This window comes from Pseudarthrobacter sp. S6 (assembly GCF_050156575.1).
Taxonomy (GTDB): Bacteria; Actinomycetota; Actinomycetes; order Actinomycetales; family Micrococcaceae; genus Arthrobacter.
The window spans coordinates 1719991-1744926 of record NZ_CP189581.1 but is presented as its reverse complement, the minus strand read 5'-3'; the positions used below and the strand labels follow the sequence as shown (position 1 = coordinate 1744926).

Genomic DNA, 24936 nt, shown 5'->3' with positions numbered 1-24936 from the left:
AGAGTCTCTCACGGTCCCGGACCCTAGAATTGTTGCCATGAGCAACCCTGCCGACGGCACTCCTGCGACAGGCCGTCCTGAGACCGGCGTTCCCGCGACCTCCCCTGCGGAGACAGGTGCGGCCAAAGACACCGTCGATGAAGCCCTGAACACCGTGGAACACCAAATCAGTCTCTTCTGGCGCCGTGCCCGGTCGGTCTCCCATCAGCTCTCGCGGCAGGTGCACCCGGACATGGAACCGGCGGCCTACGGACTGCTTTCGGTCATCCGGCGCGAGGGACCCATCCGGTTGACAGACCTGGCCCTGAACATCGGCGTGGGCAAGCCTTCCGTCAGCCGCCAGATCGCCTTCCTGGAAAGCATCGGGTTGGTGTTCAAGGAAGCTGACCCCCTGGACGGCAGGGCGCAGTCGATCCGCCTGACCGAAAAGGGCGAGGAAAGAATGCACCAGGTACAGGATGCGCGCCGCCAGGACTTCCGTGAACGGCTGGCTGAGTGGCCGGTCGGGGAACTGCAGACCCTCGCCGAATACATGGCAAAGCTTAACTCCATGTTTGAAGTTGACGGCTTCGCGAAGGACCCGTCCGCCGGCGACGCGGAAAAAATAACCACCACACAACAAAGCCTCCGGGCCAGTGGCCGGAGGCTTTGTTGAAGTTCCTGTCTGGTTCCTGCGACGGCTTAGCGTGCGCCGGAAAGCAGGCCCTTGGACAGTTCGTTGTTGAGTTCAGCGTTGAGATCGCGATCCAGGTCGCGGCCGTAGCGCTGTGAGAATTCCTGGGGAACGGTGTCCGGAACGGCTACGCCCTCCGCGACGGCAACACGGTCGCTGACTTCCCTGAGCATGCTGGACAGCGGCACGTCCAGGGCTGAGCAGATTGACGAGAGGAGCTCTGATGAAGCTTCCTTCTGGCCGCGTTCCACTTCGCTGAGGTAGCCCAAGGAAACACGGGCACTGTGCGAAACTTCGCGGAGCGTGCGTCCCTGGCGCTGGCGTACATCGCGCAGGACATCACCGATTTCGTGACGAAGTACAACCATCTTGCGCTCCTTCTGTTCGCTCTTGGCCTGATCGGCGAGGCCCACATCCTTCCAGCGGACAACGCCGTTTATGGATACGGGCTGCTTTACCATCTGTATCGCCTTGCTCCCTCATAAGTGCGGTCCGCCGTGGAGCGAACCGTGGTTGTTTATTCATCCTAGGCGCCTCCGCTATACGGAAGCGACACAATCTAATAACTAATGGACACCGGGATTTGTTCCCGGCAACTTCACGCCCGGTAGCTTCAGGAAGATAGCGCCGCTATCAGGCTTTCCAGCGCGGCACCACAAGCCTGTCCGCGGATCTCGGCCCGGTTACCCGTGAAGCCGTACTCGAGGTAGGACGCACCGGCCGCTGTGGCGATCCCGATAAACACCGTCCCCACCGCCTTGCCGTCATGTTCCTCCGGGCCGGCTACCCCCGTGGTGGCGATGCCGATGTCAGCCCGCAGTGCAGTCCTTGCCCCGTCCGCCATGGCCGCTGCGACGGCGCCGTCAACGGATCCGGCAGCGGCCAGAAGCTCTTCCGGAACGCCGAGGACGTCCACTTTGACGGAGTTCTGGTAAGCCACCACGCCGCCCTGGAGCATGCCTGAAGATCCGGCTGTGTCGGCGATCACGGCGCTGACCATTCCTGCGGTGAGCGACTCCGCGGCCGCTACGGTGCGGCCCGTTTCCAGGGCTTTTTTGACTGCCTGTTCCGCCAGGTGGTGAAGATTGGTCACGTCTGCTCCCTAGTTTCCAGCTGTAGTTGTTCCGGCCCGTTTGCCCTGTGACCGGATTCGCAGCGCTTCAATGACGTACTCGACGCCGGTCCATACCGTGATCAGGACAGCCACCATCATGACGGCGAAAGCCACCCATACAAGCCACGGTGCCAGCGAGCCGAGTGGCAGGAGGTACAGGAAGATCGCGGCCGTCTGAACGACGGTCTTGAGCTTGCCTCCGCGCGAGGCCGGGATGACACCGTACCGGATGACAAAGAAGCGAAGGGCGGTGATGCCCCACTCTCGGACGAGGATGACGATAGTGACCCACCACGGCAGTTCGTTCAGGATAGAAAGCATCACCAAGGCTGAGCCGATGAGGAGCTTGTCGGCGATGGGGTCTGCAATTTTGCCGAAATTCGTGACGAGGCCACGGCTCCTGGCGATGTCGCCGTCGAGCTTGTCCGTGTAGATGGCGACGGCGAACACCACCACCGCGGCCCAGCGCCAGGGCCCCGACTCGCTGTTCAGCCCGGGAGCATCGGCGAGGAGGAACCAGACGAAGAACGGCACCAGGGCGATGCGCAGCATGGTCAGGATGTTGGGAAGATTCCAGATTCCTGGGCTGCTGGAGCCGGCGGCAGTTGCTTCGGTGCTAGTCACACTCCTAGGCTACCGTCCGGTGAGGGACCACGCGTCTTCGGAACCGTCCTCGTCGTCGCCCGAGGTACTGTCGGCGCCGTCGAAGTACTCAACCTTCTGGCTGCGCTGGTCCAGGTCGGCCTGCACGAGGTCTTCCGCATAACCGCCCTGGGCGATGTTCGAGTTGGCGTTGTCGCTGAGCGCCGCCGTCTGCGAGTCGGCAACTGCCGGCGCGTCCTGGCCTTTCATGGCTGCGAGCACCGACGCGAGATCATCCGGCTTGACCAGGACGTCACGTGCCTTGGACCCTTCGGAGGGACCTACCACTCCCCTGGACTCGAGGAGGTCCATCAGCCGTCCGGCCTTGGCGAAGCCCACCCGGAGCTTGCGCTGGAGCATCGACGTCGAACCGAACTGGGTGGTGACCACCAGTTCGGTGGCCTGCAGCAGCACTTCGAGGTCGTCCCCGATGTCGTCGTCGATCTGCTTTTTTGGTGCCTCGGGGGCGACATCGTGGCGGTAGTCGACTTTGAGCTGGCCCTTGACGTGTTCCACAACCTTGTGGATTTCAGACTCCGTGACCCAGGCGCCCTGGACACGCATGGCTTTGGAGGCACCCATCGGCAGGAACAGAGCATCACCCTGGCCGATGAGTTTTTCGGCACCGGGCTGGTCAAGGACCACGCGGGAGTCCGTGACGGAGGACGTGGCGAAGGCCATGCGGGACGGCACGTTGGCCTTGATGAGGCCGGTGACGACGTCTACGGAGGGCCGCTGGGTGGCCAGGACCAGGTGGATGCCGGCGGCACGGGCCAGCTGGGTGATGCGGACGATTGAGTCTTCGACGTCGCGCGGGGCCACCATCATCAGGTCGGCGAGCTCGTCAACAATCACCAGCAGGTACGGGTAGGGCCGGATGACGCGCTTGGAGTCCACGGGCGGCTGGACCTTGCCGGCGCGGACGGCCTTGTTGAAGTCATCGATGTGCTTGAACCCGTAGTTGGCGAGGTCGTCGTAGCGGGCGTCCATCTCGCGGACTACCCACTGCAGGGCCTCTGCAGCCTTCTTCGGGTTGGTAATGATGGGAGTAATCAGGTGCGGGACGCCTTCGTAGGCGGTCAGCTCCACGCGCTTGGGGTCCACCATGACCATGCGGACCTCATCCGGGGTTGCCCGCATAAGGATCGAGGTGATCATGGAGTTCACGAACGAGGACTTACCGGCGCCAGTGGCACCTGCGACGAGCAGGTGCGGCATCTTGGCGAGGTTCGCCACGACATAACCGCCTTCGACGTCCTTGCCGACCCCCATCACCATTGGGTGGTCGGTCCGGCGCGCATTCTGGCTCCGGAGGACGTCACCGAGGGAAACGGTCTCGCGGTCCGTGTTGGGAATCTCGATACCGATGGCGGACTTGCCCGGGATGGGGCTGAGGATCCGGACGTCACTGGAAGCCACGGCGTAGGAGATGTTCTTGGACAGGGCGGTGACCCGCTCCACCTTGGTGCCCGGGGACAGCTCGATCTCATACCGGGTGACGGTGGGCCCGCGGCTGAAGCCGGTGACCTGCGCTTCCACGTTGAACTGGTTGAGGGTCTCGGTCAGCGAAGCCACAATGGCGTCGTTGGCTTCGGTGCGCTCCTTGGGGATCGAGCCCGGGGTCAGAACGTCCGACGGCGGCAGGGTGTAGGTGACGTCGCCCGCCAGTGATAGCTGCTCGGTCCGCTGCGGAATGGGAGCCGGAAGGGGCATCGGTGTGACGGGCTTGGCCGGCACCTGCGCGACGGCGGCGGCTGCCGCGTTGAGTGAGCCTGCGGCGACCATGCCGGGGGTGACCAGGGGGATGGCCTCGGTGGCGTTGTCCGCTTCCGGGGCGCTCCCTGCGGTGCCGATGCCCTGGGCGGCTTTGATTTTCTCGACGGCGATTTCCGCCTTCGTGGGGCGGCGCACACCGGGAGCGGGGCGCGATCCACTCTCTGGCTTGGCGTCAGCCTCGTCGTCGATAACGGCGTGCTCGAAGGCTTCGTCGCCCACGTAGCCTTCCAGCCCTGCGTCGGACTCGTGGTCCTTACCGAAGAAGCGTCGCTTCTTCTTCCGCGGCGCCTGGGTTGCCGGGGTTGCCGGGGTTTCCTCGAGGTAGCTGCGGTCGTGGCTGTCCCCGTTGTCACCGGGTTCCTGCAGGTCGATGCCCATGAGGTGCTCATAGGCCCCCCGGAGCCGGCGTGGAATGGCTCCGAAGGGGGTGGCGGTAATGATGAGCAATGAGACGAAAGCCAGCAGCCCGTAGACCGCAATGGGCACCGCGGCATGGATGGCTGCGAGAGGTGAGGCGGCCAGGAAGCCGAGCATGCCGCCTGCCTGGCGGAGTCCGTCGAAGCCTGCGGCTACGGTGGGCTGGCCGCCCACGACGTGGGCAAGGCCGCAGCCCGCAAAGGTCATGATGAGAAAACCGATGCCCACCCGGTTGTTTCCCCGGCCGTCGTCGGGCTGCCGGAAGAGCCGGAAGGCGCACACAAAAAGCATCAGCGGCAAAAGCAGCGACATCCAGCCGAAAGTGCCATTGACCACGCTGTAGACGGCGTCAGGGAACCAGCCGGTCATTCCCCACCAGGCGAAGGTGGCGACGAAGACGCCCAGGGCAAGGTTGAACAGGGCAGCGCCGTCGCGGCGTTCGTCTGCCGGCAGGTCGCTGACATCGGAGCCGATCCTGCGGACGCCGCCGCCAACCAGATGGCCGACGCCCAGCCAGGCGCCGCCCACAACGCGCAGCAGCCAGGGCTGCCGCTGGTCGACGGCGGGAAGCTGGCGGGTGCGTGCGGTGCCCGCCGATGAACCGGCCCGGCCGCCGGTGCGGCTGGACCCTGTGGCGCCTGCGCCGCGTCCCGCCGAGCTGCCGGATTTGGCGCTGGATTTGCTGCCAGCGGAGCCTCGGGGCGCGGGAGTAGTACGAGTGGCCATACCTGCCACGGTACCGGAACTGGCGTGGTTTTCCGCGGATTTCCGGCTGTTCCCGGCCTCATGTTGCAGATGGGAAAGGCCCGGTTCCAAAAGAACCGGGCCTTTGCCATTCCGCTTGCCTTCGGGGCTGTTACGCCTCGAGGACCACCGGGATGATCATGGGCTTGCGGCGCAGCTTGCGGTTGACCCAGGTGCCGACAACGCGGCGGACAACCTGCTGGAGCTGGTGCGTGGTGTGGTCCGTGCGGTTGAGCACGGCTTCCTCCAGGGCGGCGTTGATCTTGGGGATAATCTCGTCGAAGACCGAATCGTCCTCGGCCACGCCGCGGGCATGGATCTCGGGTCCGGAGACCACCTTGCCGGTAGTGCGGTTGATGACGGTAATGATGGAAATGAAGCCTTCATCGCCGAGCGTCTGGCGGTCCTTCAGGTCCGCTTCGGTGACTTCGCCGACACTGGAGCCGTCCACGTAGACAAAGCCCACTTCAACCTGGCCTACAACGTCTGCGCGGTGGTCCTTGAGGTCGATCACGGTGCCGTTGTCGGCAAGGATGACGCTGGCGGTGGGGACGCCGGACTCGATGGCGATCTTGCCGTTGGCGATCAGGTGGCGGGTCTCGCCGTGCACGGGCATGGCGTTGAGCGGCTCAAGGATGTTGTAGCAGTAGAGCAGCTCGCCGGCGGCCGCGTGTCCGGAGACGTGCACCTTGGCGTTGCCCTTGTGGATGACGTCCGCACCGAGCTTGAGTAGGCCGTTGATGATGCGGAACACGGCGTTCTCGTTGCCCGGGATGAGGCTGGAGGCCAGGATCACGGTGTCGCCGTCGCCCACCACTACGCGGTGGTCGCCGTTGGCCATGCGGGAAAGCGCGGCCATCGGTTCGCCCTGGGAACCCGTGGACATCAGGACCACACGGTTGTCCGGCAGGTTGTCGATGTTCTTGATGTCCACGAGGAGGCCCTCGGGAACGTCGAGGTAGCCAAGCTTGGCGGCGATGGCCATGTTGCGGACCATGGAGCGGCCCACGAAGGCCACCTTGCGGTTGTGCTTGGCGGCGGCGTCGAGTACCTGCTGGACGCGGTGGACATGCGAGGAGAACGACGCCACGATGATGCGCTTGGTGGCCTGGCCGAAGAGACGTTCCAGTGTGGGGCCGATTTCCTTTTCGGCAGTGGTGAAGCCCGGGACGTCGGCGTTGGTGGAGTCGGACATAAAGAGGTCAACGCCCTCTTCACCCAGCTTGGCGAAGTGCCGAAGGTCGGTGATCCTGCCGTCCAGGGGCAGCTGGTCCATCTTGAAGTCGCCCGTGTGCAGGACAGTGCCGGCGGCCGTGCGGATGAACACGGCCAGTGCGTCGGGGATGGAGTGGTTGACCGCGACAAACTCGCACTCGAAGGGGCCGAACTTTTCGACCTGGCCCTCTTCAACGGTCATCGTGTATGGACGGATCCGGTGTTCCTGCAGCTTGGCCTCGATGAGGGCCAGCGTCAGCTGAGAGCCAACCAGGGGGATGTCAGCGCGCAGCCGCAGGAGGTACGGAACGGCGCCGATGTGGTCCTCGTGGCCGTGGGTCAGAACAACGGCCACGATGTCGTCGAGACGGTTCTCGATGTAGGAGAAATCGGGCAGGATCAGGTCAACGCCGGGCTGGGTCTCCTCCGGGAAGAGGACACCACAGTCCACGATGAGCAGTTTGCCGTCGATTTCGAACACGGCCATGTTCCGGCCGATCTCCCCCAGTCCGCCCAGCGGAACGATCCGAAGGGCGCCTTGCGGCAGACGTGGAGGCGTGACAAGGCCGGGAAGGGCGGTTTGGGTCATAGTGCACTACTTTCCAGGCGGAAGGGTGCTGGTCTTAGCCCTCAGGGAAAGACCAGCCCCGCTTCCGCCAAATCCTCGCGGATGGATACGATCTCGGCTTCGTCCGGCTCCACGAGGGGCAAACGGACAATCGAGTTGGGCAGGACTCCCTGCCATTTAAGAATTTGTTTGGCTGCAACGGCTCCCTGGATACGGGTCATCGTTGCCCGTACAACGGGCAGCAGCTCGAAGTTGATCTTACGCGCGGTTTCAAAGTCGTTCGCATTGATGGCGTCGATCAGTTCGCGGAAGCGGCGCGTAGCGATGTGGGTTGTAACACCCACGAGTCCTACGGCGCCCAAGGACATCCACGGAAGGGTCAGTCCGTCGTCGCCCGAGTAGAAGTACAGGTCCGTCTCCGCCATCACGCGACTGGCTGCAACAAAATCGGCTTTGGCATCCTTGACTGCGACGATGTTCGGGTGCTGCGCCAGGCGGATCATGGTTTCGGGCTCGATCGCGATGGAGGAACGGCCCGGAATGTCATAGAGCATGACGGGCACATCGGTTGCGGAGGCTACAGCCTCGAAGTGTGCCCGGAGCCCGGCCTGGCTGGGCTTGTTGTAGTAGGGCGTGACGAGCAGGAGGCCGTCGACGCCGAGCGCTGCCGCCTGTTGGGAGAGGTGCACCGAATGTGCGGTGTCGTTCGTCCCGGTGCCGGCGATGATGGCGGCGCGGTCTCCCACGGCCTCCTTGACAGCGCGGAACATGCCAAGGTTTTCCTCATCCGAGAGGGTGGACGTTTCGCCGGTGGTACCGGTGACGACGAGGCCGTCGCAGCCGTCGTCCACAAGTTTGGTGGCCAGTTCGGCTGCCTGCTTGTAGTCCACGGCGCCATCCTTGGTGAAGGGCGTGACCATAGCGGTCAGGAGCGTACCAAGGGCAGGAGCGGTGGCGGATTTGTGAGGCATGGAAAAAACGTTACCCTGTCGGCAGCTGGTTAGGACAATGGGAGCTGCGTGATACGCGTCAAACGGCGGGCTGCCATGCCCCGGGAACTGAGGTCCGCGCCCACTGGAAGTCCGACACCCGCAGCGTCAGCGGAATTTCCGCAAGGCACTCCGTTGCAGGACGGTGGTGACCACTTCCGTGCCGGTTCCGGCTGCCTTTTTCAGTTCGAAGCCGTCCGGTCCCCAGAACCCGCTGAGGCCGCAGGAAGGGCCCAGCGCCGTGGATCCGCCAAGGTTCGCCAGGATGGCGAACATCCGGTTGTCCATGGCTCTGGCTCCAAGGTGCAGCGCAAGCCGTCGATCTTCGGCCAGCGTGTACAGCGCCGATACGGCATAGATGTCGGCACCGGACTGGGCTGCTCCGGTGGAGTGAGCAGGAACGGCGGCGTCAAAGCAGATGGCCAGCGCGATCTTCCAGCCATCCAGGTCGATCACGAGTGCACCGTCGCCCGCGGCGAAGACCTCCCGCTCCTGGCCGTGGAGGTGGGTTTTGAAGCCGAGTCCGATGGTGCCGTCGGGGTGGATCACGAGGCTGGCGAGCCGCGGAGTACCATCAGGTTCCCGATAGGCAGCACCGGCCACGGCGGTAATCCCGGTCCGGCGGCAGATTTCGTAAAGGTCGCCCAGCCGCGGGTCGTTCTGCTGGAGCCAATAGCCGTCATCGGCCAACTGCTCCAGGTTGTATCCCGTCAACGACAGCCCTGGGAACACCACCAGCCGGGCGCCGTGGGATTCGGCATCCTCGATCAGCCGGACGTGTTCTTGCACATTCGGGACAATCCCGCCTTCCAGCGCCTGGTACTGCACGGCAGAGACGGTCAGGGCATCAGTCACCTCCCTATCCTAGGGATGCGCGTCAGTCCTCGCCACGCCATCCTGGGCGTTCCCCGGCTGGCAGTACCGTTCTACCGCAGCCTCCCGCAGCCCCTCGGCCCAGGCTGCAAGCCGTTGGGCCGACCGGACGTAGTGGAACAGTTCTGTCGGCGTCAAGGCGTCGAGGTCGCTCTCGGCCAACCTGCGGGCCAGCTCGGCCCCCGCCGGCTGGGCGGTGAGTGTCACCCCTTCGTCCTGCCACTGGATGTCCACGGGAGGCCGGCCCGCCACGAGCTGCCGGAAAAGGAAGTCAACCACTCCTGGGCTCATCGCTTTCATCAAACCTGCAGGATGTGCCGGCGCGGCGTCCTCGGCATCCCGGGCCGGGCGCACCGATCCGCCGGCGAGTGGAAATTCCGGAAACGGCCGCGACTGGGATGGGGTTTGCATGGTGTCCATATTATTCGAATATATATTCGAATACAAGGTCTCGACCAGACTCATCAATAGTGCTCGCGAGATGGGGTGCGTGCCTCATTTGAGAAACGCTCGCGTAAATCACGGGCCGCCACGGGCACGGCGGTGACGATGAGGGATGGGCCTGTCGATGGGTACGCGTAGGGAAATCACGAAGCAGTACGCACGCGATTATGCGAAAGGAGCCAAGAAGGCCAAGGGGGCGGTGCTCGATGAGCTGGTGGCCGTCACCGGCTGGTCAAGGGCCAATGCCCGTCGGGCGCTGTCCACGGCCCGTAAGCGTAAGGGTCCTGCGAAGGCTGTTGTGCGGAAGCCGCGGGGACGTACTTACGGCTACGGCACCCTCAAGGTCCTGATCGAGGTGTGGCGGTTCGCGGGGATGCCGTCGGGTAAGTACCTGGCCGCCACCATGGACCTGTGGCTGCCCAAGCTTGAGGCCTTCGGGGAACTGGACAAGGACAGGCTGACCCCTGAGGTGAGGGCGCAGCTGCTGAAGGTCTCCGGTGCCACCACGGCTGCTCAAACCGACCAAGGACGCCGGCAGGCCTAAAGGCCTGTCCGCGACCAAGGCCGGGCCCCTGCTGCGCAACTCAATCACGGTCCGCAAGGCCGGGGATGAACACGAACAGGCTCCCGGTTTCATCGAAGCCGACATGGTCGTCCACTGCGGCCCCACCCTGGCCGGGGAATTCGCCAGGACCCTCACCGCCACGGACGTGTTCACCGGCTGGACCGAGAACGTCGCGGTCCGCAACGGCGCGCACAAATGGGTGCTGGAGGCAATGGATGAGGTCGTGGCACGGCTGCCGTTCCCCATGGTCGGGTTGGATACCGATAACGGAGGAGAGTTCATCAACTACGCCCTGATCAAATGGGTCGATGACAAGGACATCTACTTCACCCGGTCCCGGCCGTACAAGTCCAACGACAACGCCCACGTCGAGCAGAAAAACGGCGACGTGGTCCGCCGGCACGCCTTCCACTACCGCTACGATACCGCCGCGGAGCTGAAGCTGCTCAACGCCCTCTACGCCCTCGTGCGGGTACGGCTGAACCTCTTCACCGCCACCACGAAAGCGGTCGGCTGGCGCTCCAATAAGCACGGGAAGAAGGCCCGCATCTATGACAAACCGCGTACCCCGTACCAACGCGTGATCGATTCCGGGATCCTGACCGGAGCTAAAGCCGCGGAACTCGCCGAGCTGATGGAGATCACCAACCCGGCCGACCTCACCCGCGGCATCACCAAGATCCAGACCCAGCTGATCGCACTCGCCGCAGCGAAAACACGGGCACTGGAAGCATCATCCACGCGAGCACAATTAGATGAGGCAAGCAAGACACTTTCGCGTGCATCTTGACATGAGTCGTTTCGGGTCTTTAAGACCGTGTGTCCGGTGGGCCCTTGACTGCCGCCACAAAGGTTGGTGTGAGAATATCGCCTGATGACGTCCCGTGCCCCGGCAAGACCCTCGCGGGTGCCTCGAACCTCACAGGCCGCGGGCCGCCTCCGCGGTATAGACGCCGCCAGGGGGCTGGCGCTCCTTGGCATGATGGCCACGCATCTGCTCCCCACTTTCGAGGCAAACGCCGATCTAACGCCCACCTGGATCGGCCTTACCTTCTCCGGCAGGGCGGCCGCCCTGTTTGCCGTATTGGCCGGCGTGGGACTGGCGCTGTCCACCGGAAAGCAGCTACCGCCGGAAGGTACTGCCTTGAACGCAGCCCGCCGCGGCATCGCACTGCGCGCCCTGGTGATTGCCGCCGTCGGGCTCTCATTGGGCGGGTTGGAAGTAAACCTTGCGATCATCCTGGTCCACTACGCCCTCCTGTTCCTGTGCATCCTGCCGTTCCTGGGCCTGAAGCTGGGGGCGCTGTGCGGCTGGGCCGTCGGCTGGATCCTGGTTTCCCCGGTGCTGGCCTATTTGCTCCGCCCCTGGCTTATGGCGGCCAATCCGCCCCTGAACCTGGGGCACAACCCCTCCTGGGAAGACCTCTCAACCCCTTTCCCTATGCTGGGAGACCTGTTTCTGACCGGCTACTACCCGGTGTTCCAGTGGCTGTCATACCTGCTGGTGGGCCTGGTCATCGGCCGGCTGGCCCTCACCAAAGCGATAGTTCCTGTCCTGCTGCTCTGCGGCGGCGCGGCGGTGGCCGCACTGGCCAAGGCATTGGGCACCGCCGCGATGGAGAACTGGGGCGGCCGGGCCGCGCTGGAGGCAGTCCTGAACGCGCCCGGATACCCGCTGGACAGCGTCCTCCAGGTCAACCTCACTGGAATCCGGCAAGAAGGATCCTGGTGGTGGCTGGCGTCGGCGGCGCCGCATTCGGCCACCACGCTGGACCTTCTGCACACCTGCGGCGTCGCAGCCGCCGTGGTGGGCGTGTTCCTCCTGCTCGGCAGGCTGGCTGACTGGCTGGACCTGGACCTGCTGCTGCCGCTGCGGGGCGCGGGTGCCATGACGCTCACGCTCTACTCAGCGCATGTTTGGGTTGTTTCAGCGTTCTACCTGAAGCCGCTGCCCGCGGGCTGGACCGAGGACGGGATGTACTGGGCGCATGCCGCGACGGCCATCATCGCGGGTATTGTGTTTGTGATCCTGAAGTGGCGGGGTCCGTTGGAGTTGGTGGGCCATGCGGCCAACCAGCTGGGGCGCGGCCACCGGTCCAGCCTGCGCTAGACCTGCGCTACGCCGGAACCTTGCCGCGGAACAGCTTCACGGCGTCGCGCATGGACGCGCGGGCGCGCTTGCGGTCCCCGGCGGCGTCATAGGCGCAGCTGAGCCGGAACCACGAACGCCAGTCACCGGGCGCCGCTTCCGCCTCGGCCTTGTACCTTTCGAATTCCAGATCCGCCGCTGAGCGGACGATCCGGCCGGCGGGTGTGCGCGGCAGTTCGTCCACCGGGAGCCCGCCTTCGGCTTCCAGGACCTTGGCCATCTGTTCCGTGCGGGCGCCGAACAGCAGTTCACGGATCATGGCCCAGGCGCCGATAGCCGGGAGGACCAGGTAGGCAGCTCCGATGGCCTTGGCGGCGGGGTTACTGTCCAGCAACAGGAGGATGGAGCGCTGGAAGGACACCACCAGGTAGAAGACCAGCAGGAGGGTTACGGCACCCACCCAGATCTTCGTGCGGTTCTTCCGGAACGCGGCAAAAAACCCGCCCACGGCCTAGAGCCCCAGGTCCAGGTAGCCGTCCAGGCCCACCGTCAGTCCCGGATGCGCGGCGACATTGCGCACGCCCAGCAGCACTCCAGGCATAAAGGAGGCCCGGTCAAAGGAATCGTGCCGGAAGGTCAACTGCTCCCCCGGACCCCCGAGCAAGACCTCCTGGTGGGCCACCAGCCCTCGCAGCCGGACGCTGTGCACACGGACCCCCTCAACGTCGCAACCCCGCGCGCCGGCGAGTTCGCTGGTGGTCGCGTCAGGACTAGGCGGAACGTCAGCAGCCTTGCGCTCGGCGGCAATGAGCTGGGCGGTGCGGACAGCCGTCCCGGATGGGGCATCAACCTTTTCCGGGTGGTGGAGTTCGATGATTTCCACGGACGCGAAATACTTGGAGGCCTTGGCGGCAAAGGCTGATGCCAGCACGGAGCCAAGGGCAAAGTTGGGGGCAATCAGCACCCCGGTTCCGGGGTGCTGCGCCAGCTGTGCCTCCAGGGCGGCTAGCCTGGTGGCATCCCAACCGGTGGTCCCCACGACGGCATGCATGCCATGCTCGACGGCGTAGCGCACGTTTGCTTCGGTGCTTTCGGGGACGGTGAGGTCCACCACTATGTGGGCACCCGACGTGGCCAGCTGGTCCAGAGAGTCGCCGCGTCCCAGGGCGGCTACGAGCAGCAGGTCAGGAGCCGCTTCAACGGCCTTAACGGCTTCGGCGCCCATGCGCCCGTTGGCGCCCAGGACAGCCACGCGGGTGGGCGCGGAGAGTTGTTCGATCATGCCGTTAACCCTACCGTCGGGCCCGGTGCGGGATTGAACCGAAAGCTGTGCGCTTCCTCGCGGCCTCCGGAAGGGGTAGGGAAGCCGGTGCGCCCTAGCTGCCTGCGCCGACCCACTCCACCGTTCCGTCGGCGAAGAACTGTTCCTTCCAGATGGGCACCTGCTCCTTGATGCGGTCCACCAGTTCGGAACACACGGCAAAGGCCTGTCCGCGGTGCGCAGCGGAGACCGCGCAGACCAGCGCCGGATCACCGATGTTGAGCATTCCGATGCGGTGGGCAGCCCAGATCCGCACGGGCTGCGGGGCGGATCCGTCCCCGGCATGCTCGGCAGCCAGGCGGGCGACGACGTCGGCCATCACCTGGTGAGCCGTGGGGTGCGCGCTGTAACTGAGCCGCTCCACTGCCTTGCCGCCGTCGTGATTCCTCACAACGCCGCTGAAGCTGACCACCGCCCCTGCTGTGTCAGACTCGACGGCAGCGATGGCCTGGTCCACGGAGATCGGTTCTGCACTCAGCACCGCGTGGACCACTTCGAAAACCGATTCAGTGCCCATGGCCGCCCTCCAGCTGGTCGCACAGGTGCCCGATTAGCGGATCGAGCACCGCCAGTCCGTCCATGACGCCCTTGGGCGACCCGGGCAGGTTGACAATAAACGTCTGCCCCGCAGCTCCGGCGTGCCCGCGGCTGAGCGCCGCCAGCGGAGTTTTGGCTGCGCCTTCGCGCCGGATGGCCTCCATGATGCCCGGGATTTCCCGGTCCAGAAGGGGCAGGGTCACGTCCGGTGTGCGGTCGTCCGGGCTGAGCCCGGTGCCGCCGCTGGTGATCACGACGGCGGGATGCTGGGTGAGGAGGGCCCGGATCGCCGCGCCGACGGGCTCGCCGTCCGGCACCACCATGGCGGGGTACGCCTCGAAGCCGTGCTCTGTGAGCCAGTCGATGATGACGGGCCCGGTTTCATCCGCATAGATGCCTGCGGCGGCGCGGGTGGAGGCAATAACAACCCCGGCCTTGCGCCCCTGCACTTCGCCGTGCGTGTGCGGCTCCGGCAGGTGTGGTTGAGGTGCAAGAAGCTCGCTGTTTGGCTCGGGCAGGATAGTGCTCTCGGTGCTCATAGTGTCCAGTCCCCGCTCTTGCCGCCGCTTTTCGCCAGCACTTTGATGTCAGTTAGCACTGCGTGCTTGTCGACGGCCTTGATCATGTCGTACACGCTGAGTGCGGCTACAGAGGCCGCCGTCAGTGCTTCCATCTCCACCCCGGTGACCCCGCGTGTCTTGACCGTGGCCAGGATCGCCACGGAATCGGTTCCGAGCTCGAAGTCCACGGTGACTTTCGTGAGCGGTAAGGGGTGGCACAGTGGGATGAGGTCGGGGGTTTTTTTTGCGGCCATGATGCCGGCCACCCGCGCCACGGCCAGGGCATCACCCTTGGGCAGGCCACCGGATCCAAGCAGGCCCAGCACTTCGTCATTGGTGCGTACCGTGGCAGTGGCGGTGGCTTCCCGGGTCGTTTCGGCTTTGGCTGACACGTCCACCATCTGTGCGCTGCCGTCCTGGCGCAGGTGGGTCAGCGCGGACGGGTTATGTTCTGGATTCACAGCATCCATACTTCCACCTCGTCGCCCTCGGCGAGCGCCGAGACCCCCACGGGTACGTGCACCAGCGCGTTCGAGCCGGCGAGGGCATGCATGAGGTGGGAGCTTTCGCCACCTTCCAGGCGGACGGTTCCGTCCCCCTGGAGAGTACCGCGCCGGACCTGATGCTTGTGTTCAGGTGAGGAAAGGCTGTGGCCCAGCCGTGCGCGGGCCGGGATCCGAGGTGCAGGCGATCCAAACAGTTCAGCCAGCACGGGCCGCAGGAACATTTCGAAGGAAACGAGGCAGCTGACCGGATTTCCCGGGAATCCCAGGAACGGCACACCCTCGAACGTCCCGATACCCTGCGGGCCACCGGGCTGCATGGCCACATGCAGGAACTCGGTAGCCTGGCCGTCCATGGCCTGGCGGACAACTTCGTAAGCTCCCTTGCTGACCCCGCCCGTCGTTACGATCAGGTCCACAGCGCCAGCATGGCTGCGCAGCAGAGTGCGGAATTCGTCAGGATGGTCAGAGGCGATGGCCGTGCGCACCACGGCCAGGCCCGCCTGCCGCATGGCACTCTCGAGGAGGGTTCCGTTGGAATCGTAGATCTTGCCGGCTGGCAGGGGCCGGCCGGGTTCCACCACTTCGTCGCCCGTGGTTGCCAGCAGGACGGTCACCGGCATGCGCACGGTAACTTCGGCGATCCCCAGGGCCGCCAGCAGCCCCAGCTGAGCCGGGCCGAGGAAGGTTCCCGCGGCCAGCGCCCGCTCCCCCGCCGCAATATCACTGCCGGCCGACCGCACGAAGGTGCCTGCCGCCGTCGCCGGCAGCCACACAGTGGTTGTTTCCCCCTGGGAGGGGAACCGGTCCGGAACGGCACGTTCCACGGGCACGACGGCGTCAGCACCGGCGGGAATCATGGCCCCCGTCATGATGGGGGCGGCAGTGCCGCGGTCCAGGGCCGCCGGCACGGCACCCGCCGGAACGGGGACAACCACAGGCAGCTCCGCACCGCCGTCGGGCACGTCCAAGCAGTTGACGGCAAAGCCGTCCATTTGGGAGTTGGCGAACGGCGGGAGGCTCAGGGGGGCCATAACGTCCTGGGCGAGGCCCTTGCCCAGCGCGTCGCGAAGCGCCAGAGTTTCCGTCTGCCCCTGGGCGAGCAGGGGCGTCAGCAGTTCGGTGACGGCGGCACGGTGCAGGGCCACGGACCGCGCCTGGTGGGTCGTGTGGCCGTGCTTGTGCGGAGGGCTGTGCATAGTCCTGCCTTCGGTCCGGGCGGTCATGGATTCACATCAACTCTAATAGTGTGGAAGCCGGTGGCCCCGTCGGGAGCAACCGGCCGGCGTTCCTGGACCTGCGGCTCGCCGTTGAGGTCCGTTGCGCGGACCTGGACCTCGTACTGGCCCGGAGTCAGCTCGATGCCAGCCTGCCACTGGTACCAGGTGTCCAGCGAAATCCCGGGTGCGAGGCGGGCCTCCTGCCACGGACCGCGGTTGACGCGGAGTTCCACTCTGCCGATCCCGGTGTGCTGGGCCCAGGCCACGCCGCCAAACATGACCGTTCCAGCACCCACCCGCCGGCCGGCGCGGGGCACGTCGATCCGTGAGGACGTTTTGATGGGGCCACGGTCGGACCAGCCGCGCGGCGTCCAATAGCCGACGTCGTCAGCGAACCTGGTGACACGGAGTTCGGTGAGCCATTTTGTGGCGGAAACGTAGCCGTAGAGGCCAGGCACGATCATCCGGACCGGAAAGCCGTGTTCCAACGGCAACGGTTCGCCGTTCATCCCCACCGCGAGCAGGGCGTCGCGATCGCCGGTGAGGACCTCCAGCGGGGTGCCCGCAGTCCAGCCGTCGGAGCTTCGGGACAGGACCATATCGGCACCGGATTGCGGCCGGGCAAGGGCCAGGAGTTCCCGCACCGGCCAGCCAAGCCAGCGTGCATTGCCGATCAGGTCCCCGCCCACTTCGTTGGACACACAGGCGATGGTCACATGACGTTCGATCAGGGGCTTGGACAGCAGATCAGCCAGGTTCAGCTCAATCTCCTGTTCCACCATTCCCGTGACGCGGAGTACCCAGGATTCGGGGTCAAGGGAAGGGACAATCAGGGCGGTGTCGATCCGGTAGAATTCCCGGTTCGGGGTGACCAGCGGCTCCATCCCGTCCAGTCCTACCTCGGCGCCGGCCGGGATGGCGGGCGCTCCAGAGACTGCGGCAGGCAGTAGCAGCATTTCGCGGGCAGTACTGATGCCTGAGGCTGCGCCTCGCCACACGGCGGCGACAACCCCGCCTACGGCGGTGGCCCCGGCGCTCGCAGCCAAGACCTGCAGGAACGTGCGCCGCCCGGCGGTTGTTGCTGTCTCCGCGGGAACTTGCGCGTTCGCGGCACCTGTCCCGGCTGCTGTCCCCGCGGCGCCTGCCGGGGGTCCTTCGTGGAGGCGTCGGATCAGCCATCCCAGCAGGAGCGCACCGGCCAGGGCTGCGGCCAGTGGCACTACGGCCGCGGCCGGGGTCATCTGGGCGCGGGTGAGGACCGTGCTAAGCCCGACGAGCCCAAAAACAGCAATCACCGCTGCACCGGCAAACCGCCTGCGCTGTTCCAGGATCCCGGCCAACGACCCGACGGCTACGATAACCAGCAGCATCCCGCCCACGAACACCGCTTTGTCGGCGGTGCCGAACAGCGAGATGGCCCAGTCCTTCACACCCGGCGGAACGGCATCGATCATGGCACCGCCGACTGCCGTCAGGGGCGAGAGGGAGGGACTGAACAGACCTGCCAGCAGCTCCCCTATGACGACGGCGGCGCCGGCGGCCACAGCTCCCGACGCGGCGGCCCAGCGGCGGCTGCCGTGAGCGGCACCGTCGGTTCCCGAGCGCCCCGGAGAGGTTGCGCCGTCGTCGGCCGAATCCTGCAGGGGCTGGGAGCTGTTCACCTCTCCAGCATAGGTTCGCCGGAACCCGGCAGCGCCGGACTTGGCCTGCTTCGGGAGTTCTGTACGACTTCCGTAAGATCATCCTGCAGCATCGGCGCCATGCCGCGGCCAAACGTGGCGTAGCCTGATTTCATGAGTGTTCAGCTAGGCATGCCGCAACCCCGAGAAGATGCCGGGCCGGGCCTGCCGCCTGCCCGGCCGGCCGGCACGCCGCCCGGGCTGCTGGACCAGTACGGCCGCCGGGCCACGGACATGAGGCTGTCGCTAACGGACAAGTGCAATCTGCGCTGTACTTACTGCATGCCGGCCGAAGGGCTTGAGTGGCTGTCCAAACAGGCTGTGATGTCGGCTGAGGAGATTGTGCGGATTGTCGGCATTGGCGTGGACCTGCTGGGTGTCCGTGAACTGCGCCTGACGGGCGGGGAGCCTCTGGTCAGGGCGGACCTGATTGACATCATTGCGGCACTGCGCAGCAATCATCCGGAGCTGCCGATCTCCATGACCACCAACGGCGTGGGCCTGGATAAAAAGGCGGGCGCGCTGAAGGCCGCGGGCCTGACCCGCATCAATGTCTCGCTCGATTCGCTGCACGAAGAGACCTTCACCAAGCTGACCCGGCGCCCGTTCCTGGACCGTGTCCTGGCCGGCGTCGATGCCGCCTGGGCGGCCGGGCTGGGCCCCGTCAAACTCAACGCCGTGCTGATGCGGGGCATCAACGACACCGAGTCGCCGTCCCTGCTCGCGTGGGCGCTGGACCGCGGCTACGAACTACGCTTCATCGAGCAGATGCCCCTTGATGCGGACCACGGCTGGACCCGGCGGAACATGATCACGGCGGCCGAGATCCGTTCCCTGCTCTCGCGCGACTTCGTGTTGAGTCCCGATCCCCGCGCCCGCGATGGAGCCCCCGCAGAACGCTTTGAAGTACGACGCCGGGTGGCCGGGTCTGCGGGGCCGGCTGGTCCTGCGCGGGGGGCGGAGGGAGCGGTGCTGGAGGCCGTCGAGCCGGCGCCCGAAGCCGAAGGCGCGGTGCTCGGCACCGTGGGGATCATCGCGTCCGTCACGGAGCCGTTCTGCGCCGACTGCCGTCGCACGCGGATCACCGCCGAGGGCAAGATCATGAGCTGCCTGTTCTCCCGTGAGGAGTTTGATCTTTTGGGTCTGCTGCGGGAGGGCGCCAGCGACGAAGCCCTGGCCGAACGCTGGCAGGACGCCATGTGGGTTAAGCCAAAGGCCCACGGCATGGACCACACAGGTCTTGGCGCGCCGGACTTTGTCCAGCCGGACCGCAGCATGAGCGCCATCGGAGGCTGAATTCTTGAACGTACGTTACTTCGCTGCCGCACGCGCTGCCGCGGGTGTGGACGAGGAGTCCTTTGATCTCGCGTCCGGGACTACGGTGGCCGGCTTGCTGCAGGCAGTCCTGGCTGTGGACCGCGCCGAGCCACCTGCTGGCACTCCTCCCCTGCAACGAATCCTGTCCCGGAGCAGCTTCCTGCTCAACGAGGTCGCTGTGCGGGACCGCACGACTGTGTTAAATCCGGGCGATGTGGTTGACGTACTGCCGCCCTTCGCCGGCGGGTAGGACACCCTTCAGACAGCGCGAACGGACAGTTGAAGCCCCGGATCGCAGACCCGGCGGACAGCTGAGCCACAGGATCTGAGGGAAGTAAGTGTCCGTCGCGCCGAAAGGCCCGGGCTCGTAGTCGCGATAGCTGCCATCAAGACCGTGGCCGCGGAGTTATGCACATAGCTTTTCAGCCTCGGCGTTATTGTCATACCCTCCGGGGATCATTTGAGTATGGATAGCAGAGCAGCTGTGGCGACGGCGGAGGCCCTTTCGGTGTCTTTCGCTGAGCTGGCGGTGGTGCTCCGTGAAGCTGCTGAAGCCTCGGGTTTGTGTGATGATCCACTCCGTCGGCGCGCCGAGACTGCCCTGCAGACGTTGGCTGCTGTGGCCTGCGGGGAGGCGAAGTTGGCTGCTTTGAAGGCCCATGCGGCCGCCGTATATGCCGGCTCGGCCGAGGCTTTGGCGGGCCCTGCTGAGTCGGCGCAGGACCATACCGAGCAGGAGATGGCCGTGGTCGCTGAGGTCGCGTGTGCTCTGACGGTCAGCGAACGCGCCGCCAGTGCCCTGCTCGCCGAAGCGCACCAACTCACAACGGCCCTGCCGCTGACCCTGTCCGCATTGCAGGCCGGGACGATCTCCTGGCAGCACGCCCGGATCATGGTCGACGAAACCGTGAACCTGGACCCTGCCGGTGCACAAGCGCTCGAAGCGCATTTCCTGGACCCGGACGTCGCGAATCCGGCACGTGGCTTCGCCGGTGAGCTCATCCCCGGAAGGTTCCGGCACAAGGCCCGGACGTGGCGGGAACGCCACCACCCGGTCAGCATCGAACAACGCCACCACCCGGTCAGCATCGAACAACGCCACCACCCGGTCAGCATCGAACAACGCCACCTACGCGGTGTCCAGGACCGGCGGGTGGAGTACGCCCCGGACCGGGACGGGATGGCCTGGCTCTCCGCCTATCTCCCCGCCGATCAGGCGGCCGGAATCTGGGACCGCACCACCACCGCAGCGAGATCCCTCCAAGGACCTCATGAGGGCCGGACCCTCAGCCAGCTCCGCGCAGACACCGTCGCGACCTGGCTCCTGACCAACAACATCGCCGGCGCCGGAACCGATGGCGCGACCGCAATGTCCGGCGGTAAGCCCGAAACGGGCCGTGTCGGCGGCACTAGCCGCGAACAGACCGGTGGCATGGCAGCGGTCGACGGTGTTCCGTCGCCGCGGGCACAGGTCCTCATTACCGTCCCGGTGTTCTCGCTGCTGGGCCTCACGGATGAACCGGCCATCCTCGACGGATACGGGCCGATTCCGCCGTCGATGGCCCGCCGGCTCGTCACGGACGGAGCGGAGTCCTTCCACCGCGTCCTGATCGACCCGCGTGACGGTGCACCCTTGGAGATCGGGCGGAGCAGCTACCGGCTCACCAAAGCCCAACGCCAATGGCTCAGGCTCCGCGACGGCAAATGCCCGTTCCCCGGCTGCAGCAACCACTCCCTCGACAACGAAGCCGACCACCTCCTCGCTTGGGCCCACGGAGGCACCACCGGGATCTCGAATCTCGGCCAGCCGTGCCGCCGCCATCACAGACTCCGCCACACCACAGCCTGGACGCCCACCACGGCCACCAAGAACGAACCACCCGGCTGGATATCACCGTCCGGCCGACACTATGCCAGCGACCACCCCGACTGGGAACCACCCCACTGGCCAGCAAACATCCCCTTGGCCGGCACCGGCACCGGCATCAGCCCCGGTTCGGTCTTGGACGTGCATCCGGAACTCGACCTGGACAAAAGCATGCCACCGCCACAGAGTTGAAGGCCCGTCCAGTTTACTGGGCCGTTCCCATCGCCAAGGCCAACAACGTCGCGCGGCTATGGACGCCGCACGTATCGAAAATCTGCTTGAACTGATCCTGGACGGTGTAGGCCCCAATCCCCAAGGCAGCCGCCATGGCGTTGGTGTCGGCGCCGCTGGCTGCAAGATCAAACAATTCCCGCTGCCGCGTTGTCAGCCCGAAGCTCCGGGCGAACATATCAAGCCTCGCTTCCGGAGGGCATGCCTGGATGGTCACGGCCAATGGCGGAATGGCCGCTGTGTCGGTGGAGTCAATCCGGCTGGCCTGGAGCAGGGCCCACTGGCCCCACCCTATGTGCACACGGGCGGACGCAGGATGACCATCCACGCCGGCCTCACGCGCCAGCAACTGGGCAGCAACGTTGAGAACCTCAGCCGGTACGCGTTGAAAGGGACGTGGGCCAGGCTGAAGCAGCCCCAGCCACTCCTCCACCGAAGCCGTTCTACCCACCACGGCCATCTCCGCATCCAGAGTCAGCACAGCCTGCTGAGGCAAGTCCGGCCTCGGACCTCCGTCGATGGCTGGCGCCCCCGCACGGACCACCTCCTGTCCTGCGGGGTCGCGCCCGCCGGGTGCCTCCATCAGAAACTGCCGGGCTATTGAACGGCGCAGGGCGGGCATCACCTCACGTGTCATGGCGGCGATGTATCCCACTTCCTCGGCAGTAAAGGGACCGTCCTGCGCCGTTCGCCAGAGGTCAAGCCAACCCCAGCAGCCGTGTTTGTCCGCCAGCACTGCGAACAGGACATCGGTCACTCCGTAGCGCTTCATCAGTCCCTCCCACACCAGGCTCCGTGATGGATTGCCGGCCGTTTCTAGCAGCAGCGTCGTCGCCGGCGACGGATTGATCGCCAACCGCGTCCACCGACCTGCCAGCGTCAGGTACTTGAGCCGAATCAGCAACGGCAGATCGTCCGGGCACGGAATCCGGGCAATGGGCGAGATGCCCGTCGCGGTCAGCGGATCTGAAATCGGCCAGACGAAGGCACTGAACGGAAGCACGCGGCCCAGCTCAGCAATCACAGCGGTGCGCAATGAGTGGTGATCCGGGGCGGAATCGCCGATCAGCCGGATCCGTTCAAGGCTCCGGTTCCAGGGCCTGCCAGTGGTCATTCCCCCAGTATGCGCTCTGCGGCCGGCGCCGGCGCTTCCGTCCCAGGGGGCCCAGATTTCTGGGATACCGGCGGCAGCGGCCAACAGTTACCGTGACGGTAGGTATCGCGGCGGAACCGTGAGGCTCTCCTGGCGGCGGAGCTAAGGGTGGGAGCACGGAGTCAACAAGTGCCGCCAACTAACGCGATCAACTAAGGAGAAGCAGCAATGTACACACTGCAAATAGAACATGGCATCAAGGACTTTGGCATGTGGAAAGCGGCCTTCGACCGGGATCCGGTGGACCGCGCGGCCTCCGGAGTTGTCGGCCACCGGATTTCCCAGCCTGTGGATGATTCCCACTACGTGGTGGTGGAACTCGATTTCAACGAACGCGGCCAGGCTGAGCAATTGCTGGCGAACCTGAAAAGTAAGGTGTGGAATTCGTCGTCCGCAGCGCCAGCGTTGAACGGCGCTCCGCGGACAAGGATTCTGGAATCAGCCGGCTGACTGTCGGAATTCTGCAGGGCCGCAAACGTCCGTTCGCGCGGGGGCAGGTGGAACGCACAGCGGGAAGGGGTCAGACGCGGCGGCACTCGGAGGTCATGAACGGGACAAAGTCCTGGCCGTCGCCGAGGCGCAACTCGGCGGTGTGGATCAGCACGTCGTTGTCCACGCGGAAAGTATGGCGGGCAGTCCCCCTGTCACTGTGGCGCTCGACTCGCAGCACACCCTCCACCCACGTGCAGCGGGCCGGGACTCCTGGCGGCTGGCCCATGCTGTCCACGTGGTACCAGAGGATGTCATTGTGGTCGCGGTCGACAGTAAAAACGCCGTGGCCTTCAAAGTGCGTGCCATCAGCTTCGGTGTGTCTGTAACTTTGCACGACGGCGTAGCCCCCTGCTGCCCTGGTGTAACTGATTTCCGCCGAGCCCGTGCGCTTGGGCCCCCAGGCCGACGCGTCCAGCCGGGTGGTGCCGCGCCAATGGCCCAGAAAGTTCTCCAGCACGGCGTGCACCGTGCCCGGCTGCGAAAGGTTCATAGGTTCATTATGGCTGGCGTACGCCTGCCGGTCAGAGACCGAAGGTTTCGGTTTCCTCGAACGGGCCCACCACGGTGACAGTCCGCGGCGCATCTGCGAGTTCCCTGGCCAGGTCCTGGACCTCCTGCGCGGTGACAGCTTTGATCTGCCGCAGGGTCTCGTCGATGTCCTGGTATTCACCGGACACCAGTTCAGCGCGGCCCAGGCGGGACATACGGGAACCAGTATCCTCCAGTGCCAGGACAATTCCGCCGCACAGCTGGCCCTCGGCCTTGCGCAGTTCATCGTCGGAGATCCCGCCTTCTGCAAGCTTGTCCAGCTCCAGCCCCAGCAGGTCCAGCACCTGGCGGACCTTGGACGGAGTGCACCCTGCGTACATCCCGAAGTAGCCGGCATCCGCGTAGGAGGAGGCAAAGGAGTACGTGGAGTACACCAGGCCACGCTTTTCGCGGATCTCCTGGAACAGCCGCGAGGACATCCCGCCGCCCAGGACGGCGTTGAGGACGCTCATGACGTAACGGCGTTCATCGGTGGCCACAATCGTGGGGCAGCCCATGATGATGTTAGCCTGCTCTACCGCACGCTTGACCACATGCAGCCCGGCGGTGCCGGTGATGTCCGCACGCGCGGTGGAGCGGCGATCCACCGGGGCGGCGTCCGGCTGAAGTGACCACCCGGCAGTGTGGAGGGCGTCCACCACAAGGCTGCAGACGACGTCGTGCTCCAGGCCCCCGGCGGCGGTGATGACCAGCTCATCCGGGCGGTAGTAACGGCGGTAGTGCTCCCAGACGGAGTCACGGGCGACGGCGCGGATCGCGGCGGGCGTGCCGCCGATGGGGCGGCCGAGTGGGTGGGTGCCCAGGACGGCAGCCACAAAGTTTTCATGCGCCACGTCCGTGGGGTCATCGCTGTCCATGGCGATTTCCTCCAGGATGACGTCGCGCTCCTGCTCCATCTCGGCCGGATCCAGGACGGCGCCGGTGATCATGTCGGCAATGACGTCGATGGCCATGGGCAGGTCCGTGTCCAGCACCCGCGCGAAATAGCACGTGCTCTCCTTGGCCGTGGCTGCGTTGGACTCCCCGCCCACCTCGTCAAAGGCCGAGGCGATCTCCAGGGCAGTGCGGCGTTTGGTCCCCTTGAACAGGAGGTGCTCCAGGAAGTGTGTGGAGCCGTGCTGGCCCGGGGCTTCATCGCGTGACCCGACGCCCACCCAGAAACCGATGGTCGCCGAACGCTGGCCCGGCATCGCTTCGGTGAGTACCCGCACGCCGCCCGGCAGCACCGAACGCCGGACAACGGAGCCGCCGTCGGAGCCGTGGACCAGGGTGTCGCCGGGCTGGTTCTGCTCAAGCGGCAGGGGTACAACAGTCATTGAAGCCTTTCAGGAGAGGCAACCGGATCTGGCTGCCATCGTAACAGCGGCGGGGCCGGTGGATCATCCACCGGCCCCGCCG

The 24936-nt window shown here is 65.6% G+C and carries 26 protein-coding genes; 8 read left to right on the top strand and 18 right to left on the bottom strand.

All coding sequences use genetic code 11. The features are described 5' to 3' along the window. The first annotated feature begins 37 nt into the window (after window positions 1-37). Window positions 38-655 (top strand): MarR family transcriptional regulator, encoded by a 618-nt coding sequence (locus ACQCS0_RS08490; protein WP_354156138.1) that lies wholly within the window; start codon window positions 38-40, stop codon window positions 653-655. A gap of 26 nt (window positions 656-681) precedes the next feature. On the opposite strand, the gene ACQCS0_RS08485 is transcribed toward ACQCS0_RS08490, so the two are convergent. From ACQCS0_RS08485 to ACQCS0_RS08450, 8 genes are all read right to left on the bottom strand, one after another. Then, window positions 682-1134 carry a helix-turn-helix domain-containing protein gene (locus ACQCS0_RS08485; RefSeq protein ID WP_056342905.1) on the bottom strand — a complete coding sequence of 151 codons (453 nt, stop codon included), beginning with the start codon at window positions 1132-1134 and terminating at the stop codon, window positions 682-684. A gap of 152 nt (window positions 1135-1286) precedes the next feature. Beyond that, window positions 1287-1766 carry a CinA family protein gene (locus ACQCS0_RS08480; protein WP_354156139.1) on the bottom strand — a complete coding sequence of 160 codons (480 nt, stop codon included), beginning with the start codon at window positions 1764-1766 and terminating at the stop codon, window positions 1287-1289. 9 nt (window positions 1767-1775) lie between these two features. Then, window positions 1776-2411 (bottom strand): CDP-diacylglycerol--glycerol-3-phosphate 3-phosphatidyltransferase, encoded by a 636-nt coding sequence (pgsA, locus tag ACQCS0_RS08475; protein ID WP_354156140.1) that lies wholly within the window; start codon window positions 2409-2411, stop codon window positions 1776-1778. Between the two features lie 9 nt (window positions 2412-2420). Next, the gene (locus ACQCS0_RS08470) at window positions 2421-5348 is read right to left on the bottom strand and encodes a DNA translocase FtsK (RefSeq protein ID WP_354156141.1); all 2928 of its coding nucleotides are present in this window, start codon (window positions 5346-5348) and stop codon (window positions 2421-2423) included. Window positions 5349-5478: 130 nt separating this feature from the next. Next, entirely contained in the window at window positions 5479-7170 is a 1692-nt protein-coding gene (locus tag ACQCS0_RS08465) for a ribonuclease J (protein ID WP_354156142.1), read from the bottom strand. A 41-nt stretch (window positions 7171-7211) separates the two neighbouring features. Next, a complete protein-coding gene (gene dapA / locus ACQCS0_RS08460) occupies window positions 7212-8120 on the bottom strand; it encodes a 4-hydroxy-tetrahydrodipicolinate synthase (RefSeq protein WP_354156143.1) in 909 nt (302 codons plus the stop codon). A gap of 126 nt (window positions 8121-8246) precedes the next feature. Then, entirely contained in the window at window positions 8247-8993 is a 747-nt protein-coding gene (locus ACQCS0_RS08455; protein WP_354156144.1) for a carbon-nitrogen hydrolase family protein, read from the bottom strand. Window positions 8994-9002: 9 nt separating this feature from the next. Next, a complete protein-coding gene (locus ACQCS0_RS08450; protein ID WP_354156145.1) occupies window positions 9003-9422 on the bottom strand; it encodes a hypothetical protein in 420 nt (139 codons plus the stop codon). A gap of 157 nt (window positions 9423-9579) precedes the next feature. Here ACQCS0_RS08450 and ACQCS0_RS08445 point away from each other — a divergent pair, with 157 nt between their 5' ends. The 3 genes from ACQCS0_RS08445 (at window position 9580) to ACQCS0_RS08435 (ending at window position 12130) form a co-directional block, all read left to right on the top strand. Continuing rightward, window positions 9580-9999, top strand: coding sequence for a hypothetical protein (locus ACQCS0_RS08445; protein ID WP_426940181.1), 420 nt, complete (start codon window positions 9580-9582; stop codon window positions 9997-9999). Beyond that, window positions 9953-10810: an integrase catalytic domain-containing protein gene (locus ACQCS0_RS08440; protein ID WP_426940180.1), complete on the top strand. Its 858-nt coding sequence runs from the start codon at window positions 9953-9955 to the stop codon at window positions 10808-10810. Before ACQCS0_RS08445 ends, ACQCS0_RS08440 begins: the two co-directional genes overlap by 47 nt. A gap of 84 nt (window positions 10811-10894) precedes the next feature. Further along, window positions 10895-12130, top strand: coding sequence for a heparan-alpha-glucosaminide N-acetyltransferase domain-containing protein (locus ACQCS0_RS08435; RefSeq protein WP_354156091.1), 1236 nt, complete (start codon window positions 10895-10897; stop codon window positions 12128-12130). 7 nt (window positions 12131-12137) lie between these two features. Here the strand turns inward: ACQCS0_RS08435 and ACQCS0_RS08430 are convergent, their stop codons facing one another. The 7 genes from ACQCS0_RS08430 to ACQCS0_RS08400 all read right to left on the bottom strand — a co-directional run bounded on the left by ACQCS0_RS08430 (window position 12138) and on the right by ACQCS0_RS08400 (window position 17911). Next, window positions 12138-12617: a hypothetical protein gene (locus ACQCS0_RS08430; RefSeq protein ID WP_354156090.1), complete on the bottom strand. Its 480-nt coding sequence runs from the start codon at window positions 12615-12617 to the stop codon at window positions 12138-12140. Window positions 12618-12620: 3 nt separating this feature from the next. Beyond that, window positions 12621-13391 carry a 4-hydroxy-tetrahydrodipicolinate reductase gene (gene dapB, locus ACQCS0_RS08425; RefSeq protein ID WP_354156089.1) on the bottom strand — a complete coding sequence of 257 codons (771 nt, stop codon included), beginning with the start codon at window positions 13389-13391 and terminating at the stop codon, window positions 12621-12623. Between the two features lie 94 nt (window positions 13392-13485). Then, the gene (locus ACQCS0_RS08420) at window positions 13486-13947 is read right to left on the bottom strand and encodes a molybdenum cofactor biosynthesis protein MoaE (RefSeq protein ID WP_354156088.1); all 462 of its coding nucleotides are present in this window, start codon (window positions 13945-13947) and stop codon (window positions 13486-13488) included. Beyond that, a complete protein-coding gene (locus ACQCS0_RS08415) occupies window positions 13937-14506 on the bottom strand; it encodes a MogA/MoaB family molybdenum cofactor biosynthesis protein (RefSeq protein WP_354156087.1) in 570 nt (189 codons plus the stop codon). The genes ACQCS0_RS08420 and ACQCS0_RS08415 overlap by 11 nt, the downstream gene beginning before the upstream one ends. Beyond that, complete coding sequence (gene moaC, locus ACQCS0_RS08410) at window positions 14503-14997, bottom strand: cyclic pyranopterin monophosphate synthase MoaC (RefSeq protein ID WP_354156086.1); 495 nt, start codon at window positions 14995-14997, stop codon at window positions 14503-14505. The genes ACQCS0_RS08415 and moaC overlap by 4 nt, the downstream gene beginning before the upstream one ends. Next, complete coding sequence (locus ACQCS0_RS08405) at window positions 14985-16229, bottom strand: molybdenum cofactor synthesis domain-containing protein (RefSeq protein ID WP_354156085.1); 1245 nt, start codon at window positions 16227-16229, stop codon at window positions 14985-14987. Before ACQCS0_RS08405 ends, moaC begins: the two co-directional genes overlap by 13 nt. Before the next feature lie 23 nt (window positions 16230-16252). After that, window positions 16253-17911 carry a molybdopterin-dependent oxidoreductase gene (locus ACQCS0_RS08400; RefSeq protein WP_354156084.1) on the bottom strand — a complete coding sequence of 553 codons (1659 nt, stop codon included), beginning with the start codon at window positions 17909-17911 and terminating at the stop codon, window positions 16253-16255. 132 nt (window positions 17912-18043) lie between these two features. On the opposite strand from ACQCS0_RS08400, the gene moaA reads away from it, so the two are divergent. The 3 genes from moaA (at window position 18044) to ACQCS0_RS08385 (ending at window position 21305) form a co-directional block, all read left to right on the top strand. Further along, a complete protein-coding gene (moaA, locus tag ACQCS0_RS08395; protein ID WP_354156083.1) occupies window positions 18044-19225 on the top strand; it encodes a GTP 3',8-cyclase MoaA in 1182 nt (393 codons plus the stop codon). Window positions 19226-19229: 4 nt separating this feature from the next. Beyond that, entirely contained in the window at window positions 19230-19496 is a 267-nt protein-coding gene (locus ACQCS0_RS08390) for a MoaD/ThiS family protein (RefSeq protein WP_160669617.1), read from the top strand. Between the two features lie 216 nt (window positions 19497-19712). Beyond that, complete coding sequence (locus ACQCS0_RS08385; RefSeq protein WP_354156082.1) at window positions 19713-21305, top strand: DUF222 domain-containing protein; 1593 nt, start codon at window positions 19713-19715, stop codon at window positions 21303-21305. Between the two features lie 13 nt (window positions 21306-21318). Here the strand turns inward: ACQCS0_RS08385 and ACQCS0_RS08380 are convergent, their stop codons facing one another. Beyond that, the gene (locus tag ACQCS0_RS08380; protein ID WP_354156081.1) at window positions 21319-22458 is read right to left on the bottom strand and encodes a helix-turn-helix transcriptional regulator; all 1140 of its coding nucleotides are present in this window, start codon (window positions 22456-22458) and stop codon (window positions 21319-21321) included. Window positions 22459-22665: 207 nt separating this feature from the next. Here ACQCS0_RS08380 and ACQCS0_RS08375 point away from each other — a divergent pair, with 207 nt between their 5' ends. Next, window positions 22666-22947, top strand: a complete 282-nt coding sequence (locus ACQCS0_RS08375; protein WP_354156080.1) for a hypothetical protein — start codon at window positions 22666-22668, stop codon at window positions 22945-22947. Window positions 22948-23017: 70 nt separating this feature from the next. Here ACQCS0_RS08375 and ACQCS0_RS08370 read toward each other — a convergent pair whose 3' ends face one another. Together ACQCS0_RS08370 and ACQCS0_RS08365 are read right to left on the bottom strand one after the other, a co-directional pair. Beyond that, window positions 23018-23479, bottom strand: a complete 462-nt coding sequence (locus ACQCS0_RS08370; protein WP_354156079.1) for a DUF1579 family protein — start codon at window positions 23477-23479, stop codon at window positions 23018-23020. 31 nt (window positions 23480-23510) lie between these two features. Then, window positions 23511-24854, bottom strand: coding sequence for a pitrilysin family protein (locus ACQCS0_RS08365; RefSeq protein ID WP_354156078.1), 1344 nt, complete (start codon window positions 24852-24854; stop codon window positions 23511-23513). Window positions 24855-24936 lie beyond the last annotated feature (82 nt).

Bases quoted from the DNA above. Each gene is read 5' to 3' on its own strand.
- dapB (WP_354156089.1), bottom strand. From the start codon at position 13,391: ATGATCGAACAACTCTCCGCGCCCACCCGCGTGGCTGTCCTGGGCGCC.
- ACQCS0_RS08435 (WP_354156091.1), top strand. From the start codon at position 10,895: ATGACGTCCCGTGCCCCGGCAAGACCCTCGCGGGTGCCTCGAACCTCA.
- moaA (WP_354156083.1), top strand. From the start codon at position 18,044: ATGAGTGTTCAGCTAGGCATGCCGCAACCCCGAGAAGATGCCGGGCCG.
- ACQCS0_RS08465 (WP_354156142.1), bottom strand. From the start codon at position 7,170: ATGACCCAAACCGCCCTTCCCGGCCTTGTCACGCCTCCACGTCTGCCG.
- ACQCS0_RS08365 (WP_354156078.1), bottom strand. From the start codon at position 24,854: ATGACTGTTGTACCCCTGCCGCTTGAGCAGAACCAGCCCGGCGACACC.
- dapA (WP_354156143.1), bottom strand. From the start codon at position 8,120: ATGCCTCACAAATCCGCCACCGCTCCTGCCCTTGGTACGCTCCTGACC.
- ACQCS0_RS08445 (WP_426940181.1), top strand. From the start codon at position 9,580: ATGGGTACGCGTAGGGAAATCACGAAGCAGTACGCACGCGATTATGCG.
- ACQCS0_RS08485 (WP_056342905.1), bottom strand. From the start codon at position 1,134: ATGGTAAAGCAGCCCGTATCCATAAACGGCGTTGTCCGCTGGAAGGAT.
- ACQCS0_RS08450 (WP_354156145.1), bottom strand. From the start codon at position 9,422: ATGCAAACCCCATCCCAGTCGCGGCCGTTTCCGGAATTTCCACTCGCC.
- moaC (WP_354156086.1), bottom strand. From the start codon at position 14,997: ATGGATGCTGTGAATCCAGAACATAACCCGTCCGCGCTGACCCACCTG.
- ACQCS0_RS08420 (WP_354156088.1), bottom strand. From the start codon at position 13,947: ATGGGCACTGAATCGGTTTTCGAAGTGGTCCACGCGGTGCTGAGTGCA.
- ACQCS0_RS08380 (WP_354156081.1), bottom strand. From the start codon at position 22,458: ATGACCACTGGCAGGCCCTGGAACCGGAGCCTTGAACGGATCCGGCTG.
- ACQCS0_RS08375 (WP_354156080.1), top strand. From the start codon at position 22,666: ATGTACACACTGCAAATAGAACATGGCATCAAGGACTTTGGCATGTGG.
- ACQCS0_RS08385 (WP_354156082.1), top strand. From the start codon at position 19,713: ATGGATAGCAGAGCAGCTGTGGCGACGGCGGAGGCCCTTTCGGTGTCT.
- ACQCS0_RS08470 (WP_354156141.1), bottom strand. From the start codon at position 5,348: ATGGCCACTCGTACTACTCCCGCGCCCCGAGGCTCCGCTGGCAGCAAA.
- ACQCS0_RS08405 (WP_354156085.1), bottom strand. From the start codon at position 16,229: ATGCACAGCCCTCCGCACAAGCACGGCCACACGACCCACCAGGCGCGG.
- ACQCS0_RS08370 (WP_354156079.1), bottom strand. From the start codon at position 23,479: ATGAACCTTTCGCAGCCGGGCACGGTGCACGCCGTGCTGGAGAACTTT.
- ACQCS0_RS08415 (WP_354156087.1), bottom strand. From the start codon at position 14,506: ATGAGCACCGAGAGCACTATCCTGCCCGAGCCAAACAGCGAGCTTCTT.
- ACQCS0_RS08490 (WP_354156138.1), top strand. From the start codon at position 38: ATGAGCAACCCTGCCGACGGCACTCCTGCGACAGGCCGTCCTGAGACC.